The sequence below is a fragment of the Paenibacillus sp. A3 genome, assembly GCF_001399685.1.
Lineage (GTDB): Bacteria > Bacillota > Bacilli > Paenibacillales > NBRC-103111 > Paenibacillus_G.
Window position 1 is genome coordinate 1 of the sequence record NZ_JTHN01000105.1, and the last position, 16,451, is coordinate 16,451.

Annotated in this window: 13 protein-coding genes and 1 pseudogene; 10 read left to right on the forward strand and 4 right to left on the reverse strand. The window is 56.0% G+C overall.

Annotation, left to right across the window (positions count from 1 at the left end):
* The 3 genes and pseudogenes from QJ48_RS16540 to QJ48_RS16550 all read left to right on the forward strand — a co-directional run.
* Positions 1-495: pseudogene (locus QJ48_RS16540) on the forward strand (alpha-glucosidase/alpha-galactosidase); the annotation flags it as partial.
* A gap of 19 nt (positions 496-514) precedes the next feature.
* Positions 515-1,450: a carbohydrate kinase family protein gene (locus QJ48_RS16545; RefSeq protein ID WP_054974659.1), complete on the forward strand. Its 936-nt coding sequence runs from the start codon at positions 515-517 to the stop codon at positions 1,448-1,450.
* Positions 1,451-1,686: 236 nt separating this feature from the next.
* Positions 1,687-3,186 carry a choice-of-anchor Q domain-containing protein gene (locus tag QJ48_RS16550; protein WP_237762945.1) on the forward strand — a complete coding sequence of 500 codons (1,500 nt, stop codon included), beginning with the start codon at positions 1,687-1,689 and terminating at the stop codon, positions 3,184-3,186.
* 83 nt (positions 3,187-3,269) lie between these two features.
* On the opposite strand, the gene QJ48_RS16555 is transcribed toward QJ48_RS16550, so the two are convergent.
* A complete protein-coding gene (locus QJ48_RS16555) occupies positions 3,270-3,668 on the reverse strand; it encodes a helix-turn-helix domain-containing protein (protein WP_054974660.1) in 399 nt (132 codons plus the stop codon).
* A 113-nt stretch (positions 3,669-3,781) separates the two neighbouring features.
* Here QJ48_RS16555 and QJ48_RS16560 point away from each other — a divergent pair, with 113 nt between their 5' ends.
* Positions 3,782-4,573: an alpha/beta fold hydrolase gene (locus QJ48_RS16560; protein ID WP_054974661.1), complete on the forward strand. Its 792-nt coding sequence runs from the start codon at positions 3,782-3,784 to the stop codon at positions 4,571-4,573.
* 156 nt (positions 4,574-4,729) lie between these two features.
* Here QJ48_RS16560 and QJ48_RS16565 read toward each other — a convergent pair whose 3' ends face one another.
* On the reverse strand, positions 4,730-6,493 hold the full coding sequence (locus QJ48_RS16565) for a sigma-54-dependent Fis family transcriptional regulator (protein WP_237762938.1): 1,764 nt from the start codon (positions 6,491-6,493) through the stop codon (positions 4,730-4,732).
* A 247-nt stretch (positions 6,494-6,740) separates the two neighbouring features.
* Here QJ48_RS16565 and adhP point away from each other — a divergent pair, with 247 nt between their 5' ends.
* The 6 genes from adhP (at position 6,741) to QJ48_RS16595 (ending at position 13,329) form a co-directional block, all read left to right on the forward strand.
* Complete coding sequence (gene adhP, locus QJ48_RS16570; protein WP_054974718.1) at positions 6,741-7,754, forward strand: alcohol dehydrogenase AdhP; 1,014 nt, start codon at positions 6,741-6,743, stop codon at positions 7,752-7,754.
* Between the two features lie 96 nt (positions 7,755-7,850).
* Entirely contained in the window at positions 7,851-9,371 is a 1,521-nt protein-coding gene (adh, locus tag QJ48_RS16575) for an aldehyde dehydrogenase (RefSeq protein WP_054974663.1), read from the forward strand.
* 12 nt (positions 9,372-9,383) lie between these two features.
* Entirely contained in the window at positions 9,384-9,749 is a 366-nt protein-coding gene (locus QJ48_RS16580) for a DUF779 domain-containing protein (protein ID WP_054974664.1), read from the forward strand.
* Positions 9,750-9,834: 85 nt separating this feature from the next.
* Positions 9,835-10,185, forward strand: a complete 351-nt coding sequence (locus tag QJ48_RS16585) for a hypothetical protein (protein WP_054974665.1) — start codon at positions 9,835-9,837, stop codon at positions 10,183-10,185.
* A gap of 587 nt (positions 10,186-10,772) precedes the next feature.
* Entirely contained in the window at positions 10,773-11,492 is a 720-nt protein-coding gene (aac(2')-IIb, locus tag QJ48_RS16590; protein ID WP_054974666.1) for a kasugamycin N-acetyltransferase AAC(2')-IIb, read from the forward strand.
* A gap of 358 nt (positions 11,493-11,850) precedes the next feature.
* Positions 11,851-13,329, forward strand: coding sequence for an S-layer homology domain-containing protein (locus QJ48_RS16595; RefSeq protein WP_054974667.1), 1,479 nt, complete (start codon positions 11,851-11,853; stop codon positions 13,327-13,329).
* Positions 13,330-13,411: 82 nt separating this feature from the next.
* Here the strand turns inward: QJ48_RS16595 and QJ48_RS16600 are convergent, their stop codons facing one another.
* Complete coding sequence (locus QJ48_RS16600; protein ID WP_054974668.1) at positions 13,412-14,110, reverse strand: response regulator transcription factor; 699 nt, start codon at positions 14,108-14,110, stop codon at positions 13,412-13,414.
* Positions 14,097-16,343, reverse strand: coding sequence for an ATP-binding protein (locus QJ48_RS16605; protein ID WP_162238506.1), 2,247 nt, complete (start codon positions 16,341-16,343; stop codon positions 14,097-14,099). Before QJ48_RS16605 ends, QJ48_RS16600 begins: the two co-directional genes overlap by 14 nt.
* Positions 16,344-16,451 lie beyond the last annotated feature (108 nt).

Consider the following 16,451-nt stretch of genomic DNA (forward strand, 5'->3'; position numbering starts at 1 on the left):
GGGTATAACGGAGCCACCGGCTTTTATGCGAACAACTGGCCGATCTGGCGGAAGACAAACGACGAGGAAATTTTGCAGCAGCGGTCGGACGAGCTTCCGCTCGAAATGAAATCGAGCCACGAATACGCCGCCGTCATCATCGAGGCGATGGTGAAGAACGAGCCGAAGGTCATTTACGGCAACGTCGTCAATCAAGGGCTGATCTCGAACCTGCCGCAGGACGGCGTCGTCGAAGTCGCCTGCATGGTGGACCGCAACGGCGTGAATCCGTGCCGCTTCGGCCGGCTGCCGGAGCATTTGGCCGCCTTGTGCCGCAGCAACATGGCGTTCTTCGAGCTGGCCGTATCGGCCGTGCTGGAGCGGGACAAGGACATGGCGCTGCACGCGCTGATGGTCGATCCGCTTACGTCCGCCGTCTGCTCGCTTGCCGAGATCAAGGCGATGTTCGAGGAGCTGTACGAGGCGGAGCGCGCATTTGTGCCGGAGCTGAAATAGAAAAAGGGAGGAAGAAACCATGTCTGTCGTCGTGCTTGGCGAATTGAACGTAGATATCATTATTTCGGGGAACGATCTGATGCCCGAGTGGAACCGGGAGAAGCTGATCGACTCGTTCGACATTGTGCTTGGCTCCTCCTCGGCCATTACGGCGTGCGCGCTGGCCGGACTTGGGCAGGACGTCCGGTTCGTCAGCGTCGTGGGCGATGACGATTTCGGCCGGTTCTGCATCCGCGAGCTGGAGCGAATGGGCGTCGATACGGCGCATGTGAAGCGTGATCCAGAGCTGAAAACCGGCGTGACCATGTCCTTCTCGACGCCAAGCGACCGAGGGCTGATGACGTATCCGGGCAGCATTCCGATGCTGCAGCCGCAGGATGTGCCGGACACGCTGCTGAAGCAGGCGGCCCACGTGCATTTCGGCTCTTATTTTCTGCAGGACGGCATGCGCGATCATTGGAAGCCGCTGTTCGAAACCGCGCGCAGACAGGGAAGCAGCACGTCGTTCGACACGGGATGGGATGTGCACCAGCAGTGGCACCGGACTTCGATTCACGCGCTGCTCGGCGCTACGGATCTGTTTATCCCGAGCGAAGAGGAGCTGCTGCACATTTATGGTGCTGCGACGCTCGAAGCGGTGTGGGAGCTTCTGCCCCCGGACGCAAGGCTGGTGGCGGTCAAGCGGGGCGCGGCAGGTGCATCGCTGTTTCAGCCGGGCTCGGCGGCGCTCGCCGTAAAAGCCTACGATATCGTCCCGGTCGATACGACGGGGGCGGGGGATGCTTTTAACGCCGGGCTGATCCACGCCTATCTGGGCGGTCTGCGGGGAGAAGCGCTTCTCCGCTACGCCTGCGCCTGCGGAGCGATCGCCACGCAGGGCGTCGGCGGGACGGGACGGCTGCCAACCGCGGAAGCGGTGGAGCGGTTGCAGGCTTCCGTGGCGATTCGAAGCTGAGGCGCAGTTCATGAGACGCGGGCGGCCTGCCTTCGAGGCATGTTTGGAGAGTCGGCCGCCTAACGTTCAGATTAAGGAGGTGGTGCGCGCCAGGCGACAGAAGTGGTTTTAGGGGAAGTCTGCATGCAGCAGGTAGTAACTATACCGATATCCGACCTTAAAGGAGATGAACGTTCGTGATCCGAATTCGAAACCAGGCGCCCCGCGTCATCGCAGCCGCGGCCATGCTTTTCGGCATGCTGGCCATCAGTATGGGAACGCCTCAAGCGCAAGCCAATCCCGTGACGTACTATGTATCGATGACCGGCAGCGACAGCAATCCCGGAACGAGCAGCAGCGCCGCGTGGAAAACGCTCCAATATGCCGCCGATCATGCAGCCCCGGGGAGCACCGTCTATGTGTTGGGCGGCGTGTACAACCAGAAGCTGAAGATTTCAAGATCCGGTTCGGCAGCCGCAGGCCCGATCACCTTCGAGAGCTCTCCGGCCCAAGCGGCGATTATCGACGGAACGGGGCTGTCCGTGTCGGGCAGCGAGGGACTCGTTGACATTGCCGATGCCAGCTACGTCACGCTGAAAGGCTTTGAAATTCGCAACTACGCGACATCGGCCAAAGGCAAAATGCCGGTCGGCATTTTCGTCCGCGGTGCGGGCAACCATATCGAGCTACGCAACAACAACGTTCACCACATTAAGAACACCGCGACGCTCGGTTCGGATTTGGCCGGACGGGATGCGCACGGTATCGCGGTGTACGGTACGAAAGCGCCAGCGGCACTGGAGCATATCGTCATCGACGGCAACACGCTGAGCGATCTGGTGCTCGGCTCCAGCGAATCGTTGGTGGTGAACGGGAATGTCAATTCATTCGAAATTACCAATAATCTCATTCACGACAACGACAATATCGGGATCGATGTCATCGGTTTCGAAGGCAAATCGCCCGATCCGGCCTACGACCAAGCCCGGAACGGCCTGATTCGCGGCAATACCGTCTACAACATCACTTCCAACAATAACCCTTCCTACGGCAAAACGCTTCCGAACGATTCGAATGCGGCGGGCGGTGTTTACGTAGACGGCGGAAAAGACACCGTGATCGAGCAAAACTACAGCTACAACAACGACATCGGGATTGAAATCGCCAGCGAGCATCAGGGAAAAGCGACCAGCGGCGTCACGATCCGCAACAACCTGGTGTACGGCAATCGGTACACAGGCATAGCCATGGGGGGATACGATACGAAGCGGGGATCGACGGTCAATTGCATCGTCGTCAACAATACGCTATATAAGAACGATACGAAAAATCTCGGTGGCGGCCAGCTGCTGCTCCAATATGACACGCGGAACAACATCGTCAAAAACAATATTATGGTGGCCAGCGCATCGAACATTTTGATTTATAACGAATATACGAAAAACAGCGGCAATGTTGTCGATTATAACTTGTACTATGCGTCCGGAGGCGCTTCGAATGCGACATGGACTTGGAAAAACAAGGAGTATACCGGCTTTACCGCCTATAAGTCGGGGACGGGGAACGATGCGCACTCCAAGTTTGCCGATCCCGGGTTCGTGAACGCATCGGCAAACAATTTTCATTTGAAAGCGACCTCTCCTGCGATGAACGCCGGGTCGACGGAGCCGGCCATCATCGGAGCCACCGATCTCGACGGGCAGCCAAGAGTGCAGGGGAGCGGCGTCGATATCGGCGCATACGAAGCCAAGCCTTGATTCATAAAGCTTCGACAAAAAACATCCTATTTCCGGCTGGGGACTTCACTGCCCCCTGTCCGTGATTGGGGTGTTTTTTCGTATTATGATGGCACCATTATTTCTTGATCCGGGCGCGAGGCGGGCTGAGACTTCTTCGGTGCGCCGGTTTGGAAGTTCATGCCCCATTGCTGCAAATAATCGACGACAGGTCTCAGCCCTTCGCCGAGCGGGGTTAGCTCGTATTCGACTTTGGGCGGAATGACGGGATACACCTGCCGGTGGACGATACCCGCTTCCTCCAGATCCCGCAATTGCTCGGCAAGCATTTTGTGGTTAATGCCTGCGATATTTTTTTTCAGTTCGCCGTATCTTTTTTTTCCTTCAAGGAGCTGGCAAATAATTGTCGTTTTCCACCTTCCCGAAAACAAAGACACCGAAAGCTCGATAGGACATGGATACTTTTTGCCGTTTAATTCGTACATCACGTCATGCGTTCTCATAGAAATACTTCCCTTCTGGTAAGTATTAACCGAAAAAGTGCGTACTTACTTTTCATTAGTTTATTATGTATGATCAGTTTTGTAAACCGACACCATTATACCAGGAGGGCCAAATGAATAAAATTGTAAAAGTGAATGACGTTGACGTAGCTTATGTCGTGGAAGGAAACGGACCTGGCTTGCTGCTTATCCATGGAACGGGCGGTACGAACGAGAACTGGGGAGATATGATTAAGGCGCTGTCCGGAGAGTTCACGATCGTTGCCCCTACGTACACCGCGACCGGCGAAATGATGGCGCGTGGAGAAGGGCTGCAATTGGACGATTTGGTCGAACAAACCGTACAAGCGGCACGTCAGGAAGGCATCGAATCGTTTCATGTGGTCGGCTACTCGCTGGGTGCCGAAATAGCGGCAGCGGTCGCAGCCAAGTATCCGGAGCGGGTAAAATCAGCGGCGATGGTTGCCGGTTGGGTCGAGAGCGATCTGGCAGCCGCCTTTCAATTCGATCTGTGGCATAAGCTTTACCGGCTGGACCGGGTTTTGTTTGCGCAATTTTTGATTCATACCGGCTTTGGCCCGGACTTCTACAACCATTTTACTCATAAAGACGAGCTGCTGCGGTTGGCCGGTCAGTTTAGCGAGATGCTGGCCCCGGCAACGGGCCTGCAGTCCGAGCTGGACGGGCGGGTCAATATTCGCCAGCTGCTTAGCGGCATCAAGGCCCCTTCCCTTGTCATCGGCTTGACGCATGATCGGATGGTCCCAGTCGAACACGCCAAAGAGCTGGCTTCGCTTATTCCGGGAGCCAAGTACCAGGAAATCACTTCCGGGCATTTGGTGCCTTGGGAAAAGGGCGATCAGCTGATTGGCGAGGTAGCCGGATTTTTACGCTCGATTTCGTAATGGAATGAAGGAAACACTCCTCAGACGTCTGAATTCGGGCGGGAGCTACACACATCGCAAGAGGCAATACATTGACCGTTTCGTTACGGAGTAAACGGATGGGAGAGCACCGCTTCAGACGCGGGGAGCTCTCCCGTTTTGACGTGTATCAGACTGTCACGGCTCGATGCCGTACTGCTCGATCTTCCGGTACAGCGTCGTCCGGCCGATGTCGAGGAGGGCGGCGGATTTGCTCAGGTTCCAGCCGGTCGACTGCAGCGCCCGCTGGATCGCTCCAATCTCCGCATCCTTTAATGTCGGCACGGTCGGGCCGTCATTCCGGCACTCGACGGCGTCCGTTTGCTCCAGCTCGTCGAAGTGCAGATGATCGGGACGAATCGGCCCTTCTCCTGCGAGGAACGAAGCTTGCATCAGCACGCCGTGCAGCTCGCGGATATTGCCGGGCCAGCCGTAGCGCAGCAGCTTGCGCTTCGTTTCTTCCGGCAGCTGGCGGTAGGGGCAGCCGTTCTTATGCAGCCAATGCTCGACGAGCGTCAGCAGATCGGATCGTTCCCGCAAGGAAGGCAGCGTGATCTGGATGCCCTTCAGCCGATAGTACAAGTCTGCACGGAAGCGCCCTTCCTTGATTTCCAGTGGCAAGTGCTTGTGCGTGGCCGCGACGATCCGCACATCGATGCGTCTCGATTTGGTGCTGCCGACAGGCGTGACGGTACGCTCCTGCAGCACGCGCAGCAGCGCCGCCTGTGCGCGCAGCGACATATCCCCGATCTCGTCCAAAAAAATCGTCCCCGTATGCGCCGCCTCGAATTTACCCGTACTGCCCTCCCGGTTCGCGCCCGTAAACGCTCCGCGCTCGTAGCCGAACCACTCGCTTTCCACCAGACTATCCGGAATCGCGCCGCAGTTGACGGCAATGAATGGTCGGTCCGCCCGCAGACTTGCCGAGTGGATCGATTGGGCGAACAGCTCTTTGCCTGTACCGCTTTCACCGAGCAGAAGGACGGGAATATCGGTGAGTGCCGCTTTGGAGGCAAGTTCCTTCTTTTCCACAAAATTGGGGCATGTCCCGGATATGTCGGAGAAGCTGTAGAGGCCGTGCCGGCCTTCTTGCGGCTTGCGGACAGCTACGGAGCGCCAGACAGTGCGGCTGCTGTCTTGAATGGTTTTGACGGAAAAGCCTTCGATGCCGTTGAACGGCTTGCCGATCGCATCTTTGCCTACGGCCCGCAGCGCCGCCTGGTTCGCCCGTATGATCCGGTTGTCCCTGTCGAGCGATAGCAGCGGGAGCGGGTTATGGTTTGCGGTGAATTCAAGCTCTTGAAGCGTCACGAGATGATCCTGCTTCGCCTCCTCCAGCAGCAGCCGGTTTTGCAGCGATTCCGCGACCATGACGGCAAGGGTCAGACTATAATGGTGGTAGCTCTCCCGCTTGCCGCTGAAATTGATGACGCCGATCAATTCGCCTGTCGGACCGAAGATGGGGGAAGAAGCGCAGGTAAGAAAAGCGTTGGCCTGGCAAAAATGCTCCGCCGCATGGACGCGGACGGGAATTTTTTCGGTGATGGCGACGCCAATCGCATTGGTGCCTTTGCGTTTCTCGTCCCATACGGCCCCGACTTGAAGCTGAACGGCTTCCGCCCGCTTCGAAAAGCCGGGGTCCCCTGCAGCGTACAGAATGCACCCTTGGGCATCGATGAGCAGGGCCGTTTGGCCGGACTGCTGAATAAAAGGTTTGATGGTGTCGAAAATTTGCGAGGCATGACGAACGAGTGTTGCGTTTTCTTTCAATCGCTCCTGAAAGAGCTTTCCGGTCAGCAGACGGTCATCAAACGGGTCGGTCGGCTTCAGTCCGTACCGCTGGCAGCGTTTCCATGAGCTGGTTACAACCTCCGAATAAGTCTGAATGTCCAAGGATGACAAGAAAGACACCTCCGGAAACATCAATATAGGTATAGAATATCACAACCTGCGAAGGTTCACCATTTGTTCACAGCAATTGTTCTATTTTGAACCAGAAAGAACGGAGGGAGTGTTCCGGAATGAAACAACTTTTAATAAAACGCTTACAAAATTTCCTTATGTGACGCAGCTCGCACGTATTGGCACGTTTTTTGCTTTATTTATAGCGAAGTCAAAAAACATATCTCAAGGGGAGGAATTCATCAAGATGAAAGCGGCCGTTGTGAATGAGTTTCACCAGCAATTGGAGATTAAAGACGTACCCGTGCCGGAGATCGGCCACGGCGAAGTGCTCGTCAAGATTAAAGCGTGCGGGGTTTGCCATACCGATCTGCATGCCGCACATGGAGATTGGCCAGTCAAACCGAAGCTGCCGCTTATTCCAGGGCATGAAGGCGTTGGCGAAATCGTGGCGCTGGGCGAAGGCGTGACCTCGCTTAAGATCGGGGACCGCGTCGGGATTCCATGGCTCTATTCCGCGTGCGGCGAATGCGATTATTGCCTGACGGGCTGGGAGACGCTCTGCAAAAACCAGCTCAACGCAGGCTATTCGGTGGACGGCGGGTATGCCGAGTACTGCAAAGCGCCGGCCGCTTATGTGGCGAAAATTCCGGATAGCTTAAGCTACGTGGACGCCGCACCGATCTTCTGCGCAGGTGTGACGACGTATAAGGCGCTTAAGGTGACGGGGGCGAAGCCCGGCGAGTGGGTTGCCATTTACGGCATCGGCGGACTCGGCCATGTTGCGCTCCAGTATGCCAAAGCGATGGGTTACCATGTCGTCGCCGTCGATATTCATGACGATAAGCTGGAGCTTGCCATGGCTCTAGGAGCGGACTTGGCCGTCAACGGGCAGAAAGAAGACCCTACCGAAGCGATAGAGCGGGAGATCGGAGGAGCGCATGCCGCGATCAGCGTCGCCGTGACGCCGAAAGCGTTCGAGCAGGCTTACCGTTCGGTTCGCCGGGGCGGCACGCTGGTCGTCGTCGGACTGCCGAATGCGGATTTGCCGATCCCGATTTTCGACACGGTGTTGAACGGCGTAACGGTCAAGGGCTCGATTGTCGGCTCGCGGAAAGATTTGCAGGAAGCGTTGGATTTTGCGGCGCGGGGCAAGGTGAAGACGAATATCGAGACGCAGTCACTGGACCGGATCAATGAAGTATTCGACCGGCTGCAAAAAGGTCAGGTCAACGGACGTGTCGTTCTGACGCTCGATTAACGGTACAAGGCATACATTCGAATCTGCCGCATACATCTGTATCAACACATATACCTATTCATAATCTATCCAATCCAACCGTGGGAGGACGAAACGATGATCTATGCACAACCAGGACAAACCGGAGCCAAGGTGACGTTCAAGAAGCGCTACGAAAACTTTATCGGCGGTCAATGGGTCGCGCCGGTGAAAGGGCAGTATTTTGACAATATTACGCCTGTGACGGGTCAAGCCTTCTGCGAGGTTCCCCGCTCTACGGCGGAAGATATCGAGCTGGCCCTGGACGCAGCCCATGCCGCCAAAGACGCTTGGGGCCGCACGTCGGTAGCTGCACGCGCGCAAATTTTGAACAAAATCGCGGACCGTATGGAAGCGAATTTGGAGCTGCTCGCCGTCGCGGAGACGTGGGACAACGGCAAGCCGATCCGGGAGGCGCTTGCCGCCGACCTGCCGCTGGCCATCGATCATTTCCGCTATTTCGCCGGTTGTATCCGTACAGAGGAGGGCACGCTAGGGGAAGTGGACAGCGATACGGTCGCCTATCATTTCCATGAACCGCTAGGCGTCGTCGGGCAGATCATTCCGTGGAACTTCCCGCTGCTGATGGCAACGTGGAAAATCGCGCCTGCGCTGGCGGCCGGCAACTGCGTCGTGCTCAAGCCTGCGGAGCAGACGCCGGCGTCGATTCTCGTGCTCGCGGAGCTGATCGCCGACCTGCTGCCGGCCGGCGTGTTGAACATCGTGAACGGCTTCGGCCTTGAAGCCGGCAAGCCGCTCGCTTCGAGCAGCCGCATCGCCAAGATCGCATTCACCGGCGAAACGACAACGGGACGCTTGATCATGCAATATGCTTCGCAGAACATCATCCCGGTCACATTGGAGCTCGGTGGGAAGTCGCCCAATCTGTTCTTCGAGGACGTATATGCCAAAGATGACGCTTTCCTGAACAAAGCGATTGAAGGCTTCGTGCTGTTCGCGCTGAACCAAGGCGAAGTGTGCACCTGCCCATCCCGCGCACTCATTCAGGAGTCGATCTACGACCAGTTCATGGAGCGGGCCTTGCAACGGGTAGCGGCGATCAAGCAGGGCAATCCGCTCGACACGGAAACGATGATCGGCGCGCAGGCGTCCTCCGAGCAGGTCGAGAAAATCATGTCGTACCTGAGCATCGGGAAGCAGGAAGGGGCCGAATGTCTGATCGGCGGAGACCGTGCGGTGCTCGAAGGAGACCTGAGCGGCGGTTATTACGTTCAGCCGACGGTGTTTAAAGGCCACAATAAAATGCGCATTTTCCAAGAGGAAATTTTCGGGCCGGTCGTTTCCGTCACGACCTTCAAGGATCAGGAGGAAGCGTTGGCCATCGCCAACGATACGCTGTACGGACTGGGCGCCGGACTGTGGACGCGGGATATCAACACGGCTTACCGGTTCGGAAGAAACATTCAGGCTGGCCGCGTCTGGACCAACTGCTATCATGCCTATCCGGCGCATGCGGCGTTCGGCGGGTACAAGGGCTCCGGGATTGGCCGCGAGACGCATAAGATGATGCTGTCGCATTACCAGCAAACGAAAAATCTGCTGGTCAGCTACAGCACGGACGCCTTGGGCTTCTTCTGATCCGGAGGCGCGATGGATACGGTCCCGAAGGTGCTCGCAACGGACGAAGCGTTGGCCTTGATCCGGCTGCTCCAGGACAAACACGGCCCCGTCATGTTCCATCAATCGGGAGGCTGCTGCGACGGCAGCTCTCCCATGTGCTATCCGGAGGGGGAATTCTTGATCGGGGAACAGGACGTCCGGCTCGGGGAGATCGGCGGCGCTCCGTTCTATATGAGTCAAGCGCAGTATGATTATTGGAAGTATACACAGCTAATCATTGACGTGGTGCCCGGGAGAGGAGGCATGTTTTCACTTGAAGGCCCGGAGGGCGTCCGGTTTTTGACCCGGTCGCGCGTGTTTACCGACGAGGAACGGAAAGTGCTCGGACTGCCGTAATCCCGTCGGAAGGTTGTCACGGAGAACGCTTTTGACAATGCTAGGGCTGTAAATCCGATGCTCCTTTGATTGCAGGGGGTAGACGATGACAGCCCTTCTTTTCATGCACCGGGATATGCTGCGACCGGAGTTTCATTGGTCAATTCGAGCACGCGGTGCGAATCGAACCACGAAAAAGGAATTCAAAGATGCGTTGTTAGATGCAAGGGATCGTTTCGGCAAGTTAATGGCAACTGCTTGGAGCAATACGTCCAAAGAAGATCTGCTTTATGGGAAGGTGCTGCAGGATATCTTGAACGCCGACCGGCAGTTATACAATGGAAAATACGAACGGACAATCCGCAGTTGCTTCGATTGGCGCGAAATCACGACGAACACAGCGATTGAGGCCCCGCGATTTGAAACCCATCTTGTGGACGAGCTTGTAATGGTATAAGCGGGGTACCGGGATCATTCGTGGGACCGGAGACATCTCGTTCGAAGACGTGACGTATGTTGGGGATGCACGAGGAAAGTAGATGCAACTGATGCGAGTTTGAATCGGGCACTTCAATGAGCAGTTAGGAAGGAAAGAGCAGGGGGTTACGCCTCTGCTTTTTTTATTTGTTGAGAATTATTAATTCTCGTAATGTGGCAAACGGTCGCATCTATTATAGAGGAACGGGGGATGCGCTAGATGACTTTGCGGTGACCGGCGCCAGTACTAGAGGAAGCGATTCGCTATCCGTGTCGAAAAATAGTAAAAAGCTTTCTAAGCAGCATAATAGGGCATCTGAGCTCCTTTAAGCTGTTAAATCGGCCGGAGGGAGGCAGGTTAGCGCATTTGTGGTTCCTCTATAGTTAGCTCATAGGGTGCAACTGTCTTGGGTAAGGGTTCCGATGTTTCGGAGCAGTGGGGTGGAGGAGGTTCAAACGATAGGATAATTCGATTATCATTATGTTTTCCCAGGTTATTTCGGATCATTTCTGATACTCTAAAAAAAAGAGGTACCTGGTCGTAGTAACGGATTGGAGAGTGGAAGCATGAATGATAGGGAAATAATCAAACCAACCGCCCATGAATTGATGGAAATGCATGTTGAAGCAATGTTTACGCATGATCGGAATATGCGGCTTCGCACGATAAACGAGCCATGGCCCGGAGAGCCTCCCGCCCCTCGATTTTTCTTAGGGCGAACGGTAGAAGGTTCGGCACTTTGCCGGTTTCGGTATGATGTCCCGGATACGCTTGCCCGGCAATTGGAGGAATTGTGCGCTGACGAACCGATCGTAAAAGACTTTCAAACAAAGCCGAAGCATTTCGAGGCCTATATGAACCTCCTTCAAAGCGAACGCTTCACGATGGGACCTTGCTATCTTATTCCTGACACCACTGTGCCGACAATGGAAGTAGTCATCGTCACTCGTGAAAATATGACCGAATTATTGCGCGGCGGCTTCGAATGGCTGATCTCGGAAATCGACTACGCCCAGCCCTGCATAGCGCTTGTACGCGAAGGCAGGGCCGTATCGGTCTGCTGCAGCGTTCGCATCACATCCCGGGCGCACGAAGCAGGACTTGAAACTTTGAACGAGTTTCGCGGAAGGGGATATGCCGCCTCTGTAGTAGCAGGATGGGCGATGGCGGTGCGGAACATGGAGTGCATCCCGTTATACAGCACTTTGTGCGATAATTTATCGTCTCAGAATGTGGCAAGAAAATCGGGCTTGTCCTTCTACGGAGTCAATTTCACCATCGCTTGACCTATGCCGTGTTACTGATATTTCGATAGCCCAGGGAGCAATGGGTCACATCTTGTACATAGCCCCGCTCTCGAAGCTCGCGTCCACTCGAAGAATCCCCGATCAATTCGGCTACTTTGCTTTTGGAATATTCGTAGGCTCCCGGTGACGGATACGTAATTTGCGGGGGCGCATTTGTTAAAACTTTAAGGGCAGGGACCTGGGCGAGACGATAAGCTCAGGTTTTTTTACGTTTTTGTAATGCGGCCGACGTTATTTTTATTCGATTGTAACGGCTTGAGCGGTAAGATAGGTCATGTACGAAACAACTTCATAAACCCCTGCTTGAAAATACGTTCCTGAAAGCGAGATGACTTTGATGAAAACGAAAAAGATGATCACGACTGTCGCGCTGACGACTGCCGTAGCGCTCGGTTCGCTTGCTCCGATTCATGTATTGAATGTGCTTGCAGCTGCCTCGTTCACCGATGTCGGCGCATCGGCGCCTTACCAGACTGCGCTTGAAGCGCTCGAAAAAAGCCAGGTTGTTCAAGGCTACGGACAGCATGACTTCCGTCCGAACCAAGCGATTACCAGAGCCGAGCTTGCGAAGATGGCGGTCAAAGCGTTCAAGCTTCAAGCTGCAGGCCAGGCTGCCGCATGGAGCGATGTTAAGAAATCCGACTGGTTCCACGAATACGTGAACGCGGTCGTTGGCCAAGGCGCCATGACCGGGGAGAACGGCAGCTTTAAGCCGAACGATTCGCTGTCGCAGGATCAATTGATCGCGATTGTTGCCAAGGCATCCAAAGCCGATGCGGCCACGCTGAAAAATGCGCTGGGTACGGCTTACTCGGGAAGCAGCCCCATTAACCGCGCCGAAGCCGCTATCGTAGTCCATGCCGCGCTGCAGGTCGCTTCCATTCAAGTGACGGAGTGGAAAGCCGTGAACCCGATCACGCTTCAAATTACGTTCTCCGCGCCGCTGCCGAAGGAAGAAATCGACGTGGAGAAGGCAAAAGCGAACTTCACGTTCGACAACGGCTTGACGCCGCTTAACATTCCGCAGCTGAAATCGGGTTCGAAATCGACCTATATTTTGCCGGTTTCCCCGCAAAAAGCAGGCACGACCTACACGTTCTCCTACAAAGGCAAAAAAATTGGCACTTTCGAAGCGATGACGAACAAAATTTCGATGAGCTCCACACAGCAAGTGGCTTTTGATACGTTCGAAATCGAATCGAAGCTGGAAGACGGCGTTACCGACTACGGCAACGTGGTCGCAGCGTACCAAGGAAAGCGCGGCGGTCTTGAGTTTGTTCTGGACGATAACAACATGTACAACGGCAAAACGTATCAGCTGATTTCGTCCATGAGAGGCAAGCAGGTCACGATCACACCGGAGAATGGAGAGTCCATTGTCGCTTCGTACGTGCCGTTCACGCAAGCAACGGACGGGCGCCAAGCTCCGAAATTCCGCCTGCCGGAAGGTCAGACGCTGAAGCCGGGCGTGAAGTATACGGTCACTTCCGATTGGTCGACCGTTGCCAATCCGACGTTTACGGCGAAAGAAATCGCGCCGCTTCAAATTCAATCCGTTGAACAAATCGATGCCGCTTCGCTGAACGTGACCTTGTCGGCCGACCCGAAAGACGAGCTGTTCGCTTTCCGCAGCGTTGTACTGACAACCGCCGACGGCACCAAGCTGAACGCGACTTACAAGCTGACCTCACGCAAAGGCGCTGTCGGGACGTTCGATCTGCAGAACGGCGGCAAGCTGACGCCGGGAACGACGTATACGGTTGCACCGGTCGGAAACTGGGCAACGGCAGCGAACGTCACGCTCACCGCGAAATAAGAGCGGCAGGAAACGTAGTAACATAATCAGTCCATATAAAAAATCCATCGGTCCTTGGAAAAGGCCGATGGATTTTTGACGTTTAACCGCCGTTTTGGATCATATAGCCTACGCCGGGGTAAGTTACGATCCATTGACCTTCCGGAAGGACGGCTTTCAGCTTCTGCCGGATACGCGCGATGGTGACGCGCAAATATTCGACATCGTCGCGGTATTCGCTGCCCCAAATTTCGGTCAGCAGCTGCTCGTGGGTCAGCACCTTGCCTTCGTGCTGAAGCAATTGGACAAGCAGCTTGTATTCCGTGTCCGTAAATTTGATCTCGCTGTCGCCGTGCCACGCCCGGCGCTGGGCCAGATTGACGACGACGGGGCCGAGGCGAAGCTCCTTGGCGGCAGGCATTTGTCCGCTGCCGCGGTCAAAGCGCCGCAGCACGGCGCTGACGCGGGCGAACAGCTCATCCAGCGAGAACGGCTTGGTCAAATAATCGTCGGCCCCCAGATTCAGTCCCTGCACCTTGTCGCTGGAGTTGCTCCGCGCCGTCAGGATGATGACCGCCACGTCCGTATAGGTCCGGAGTCGGGTCAATACCTCGAAGCCGTCCATTCCCGGCATCATGACGTCGAGTAGAATAAGATCGGGATCGAACAGATCAACCGCCTCCAGCGCTTCCGCACCGCTTGCGCACGTGGCGGTTTCATAACCGGCCGATTTCAAATTGGCGGCGATAAACCGTAAAATTTTCGGTTCGTCGTCTACGATCATAATTTTATGCTTCTTCATTGTCGTCCTCCGTTTGGCCGTAATAGATAGGTACCGAGACGATCATCGTCGTGCCTGCGCCTTCCGTGCTGTGCACTTCGATCGAGCCGCCGTGCGCGTCGATGATGCCTTTGCAGATCGCAAGCCCCAGTCCCGTTCCTCCGGTACGGCGGCTGGACGAAACATCGACCCGGTAGAACCGGTCGAAAATGTGGGGCAGATGCGCTTCGGGAATGCCAATGCCGTTGTCCTTGACGAAAATCCGCACGTTCAGCTCGTCCGGCTCCGCCGTGACCCGGATATGAGGCTTCGATTCGTTGTAACGGATGGAGTTGGTGAACAGATTGATAAAAATTTGCTCCATTCTTCGTTTGTCCGCATAGAGAAGCGGCAGTTCCTCGTCCAAGTCGATATGAAGCTGCGCATCGGCCGAGAGGGTGTTAGGCAGTCTCTGCCAAGCTCCTTCGACGACAGAGCGGACCCGGACGGGAGCGGGATGAATGCTCAGCGCTCCGGCTTCGATCTTGGAAATGTCGAGCCATTCGTCAATCAGCTCCTGAATCCGGCCGATATCCTCGTGAATGCCTTCCAACAGCTCCTGCTTGAACTCCTCGTCCCATCCGGCATGCTTACGCAGCAGCGTCTCGACACTTCCTTTGATACTCGTAATCGGGGTCTTGAACTCATGCGAGGCGAGCGAGATTAGGTCGTTTTTCAGCGAGTCGATCTCATGCTCCTTCGTCATGTCCCGGAAGACGTAGCCGCGTCCGAACTCCTTGCCGCCATCCGTCACTTGGAACGAGGCCAGCTGGACGACCCGTTCGTCGCCGGGGGAGCGGACCAGCGTAAATTTGCCGGTTGGATTCGGCTTGCGGCCGATTCGGGCGAAGTCCTCGTCCGGCTGCGGCATTTTGCGGGCGATCCGGCTCAGTAGTTCCTCCTCCGTCAAGCTTAGGAGCTCTTTGCCGTCAAACCCGAACAGCTCGGCCATCCGGCGGTTGGCAAGCACGACCTGCTGATTCACGTCGATAAGAACGATGCCGTCGGAGTAGCTCTCCAGGATGGCGGCGAGCGTCGCATGCTGCTGCTGCAAGCTGAGCGTCCGCTCCTCGACCCGCTGCTCCAGCTCACTGTTTAGCTCAAGCAAGGCCTGCCGGTTGTCATGAATCTGCTCGGCCATTTGCGCAAATTGGCTTGCCAAATAATGCATCTCGTACGGCGCGCCCGGCGAAGACAGCGGCTCGCTCGGCACGGTATAGCGGTCAGCCGCGAGCGACTGCGTGTAGCGCACCAGCGCATGGATCGTCCGGTTCAGCCGTTTGGCCAAGTAGGAGCCCAGAAGCACGGTCAAGCCGAGCGTAAGCAAGAGCAGCAGAAACGTCGATTTAAGCGAGGCGAAGAAAGCTTCCTGTACGGCGGCGTAAGAGCGGCCTACCCACACTGTCCAGCCAAGACTGTCGATCGTTTTGAAGGAAACGAGCTCTTTCTGTCCGTTGGCGCCGGAGACGAACTTGTCCATCCCTTCCTTGAGGGAGGCCGCCGCTTGGACCGCCGGTTCGCCGGACAAATCCGCGATGGATTGCACCAGCTCGCTCCGGGGGTGATAGATGACCTTGCCGGCCGGACCGAGCACGGCGGGATAAGCGCCCGGCCCGTAATCGTATTGGGTGACGAGCCTTGCGATTTGGCCCATGTCGAGTATTCCGATCACAACGCCTTCAAAAGCCCGGTTTTCGCTGTAAAGCGGAGCGGCGATGGCGACGAACGGCGCAGATCCGCCCTCGGCGCCATGCATCGGTAAGGAAATCGCGGGCTGCAGCGTCAGCTTCACTTTTTTCCAATACTCCCGCGAGCTTAGATCGGTGCCGACCGGCAGCGCATGCGCATTGCCGCTTTCCGCATCCGGCGAGAGAGCTTTGATCGCGCCGTTCTCATCCGTCACATAGAGCTGAGAGAAGCCGGGCAGGTTGTTTTTCACCGACTGGACTTTGCGCGTCAAGCCGGCCCGGTCGCGAAACCCGGGACCGGATGCGCTGATCGTTGTGGCGAGCGTATCTACGGCGTTGCGGTAATAATAAACGTACGTCTCGACGGCGTCGGCGAGACGTTTCGTCGCATGCTCCTGCGTTTTGTTATACTCTTGGGTCAGCTTGTTGATTTGCTGCACCTGAATGGTGCCCAGAATCAGCACCGGCACGATCGCCATAACCGCAAAGGCCAGTGTCAGATGAGTGCGTAACGAACGATGATTCACGGGTTCCTCCCGGTTTTTTAGAGTGGTGGGAAAATAGAAAAGCAGAAGCCTTTCCATGCGGCACCGCCGCTGGAAATTCCCCTGCTTGTACTTTCTAGTGTAGCTTGT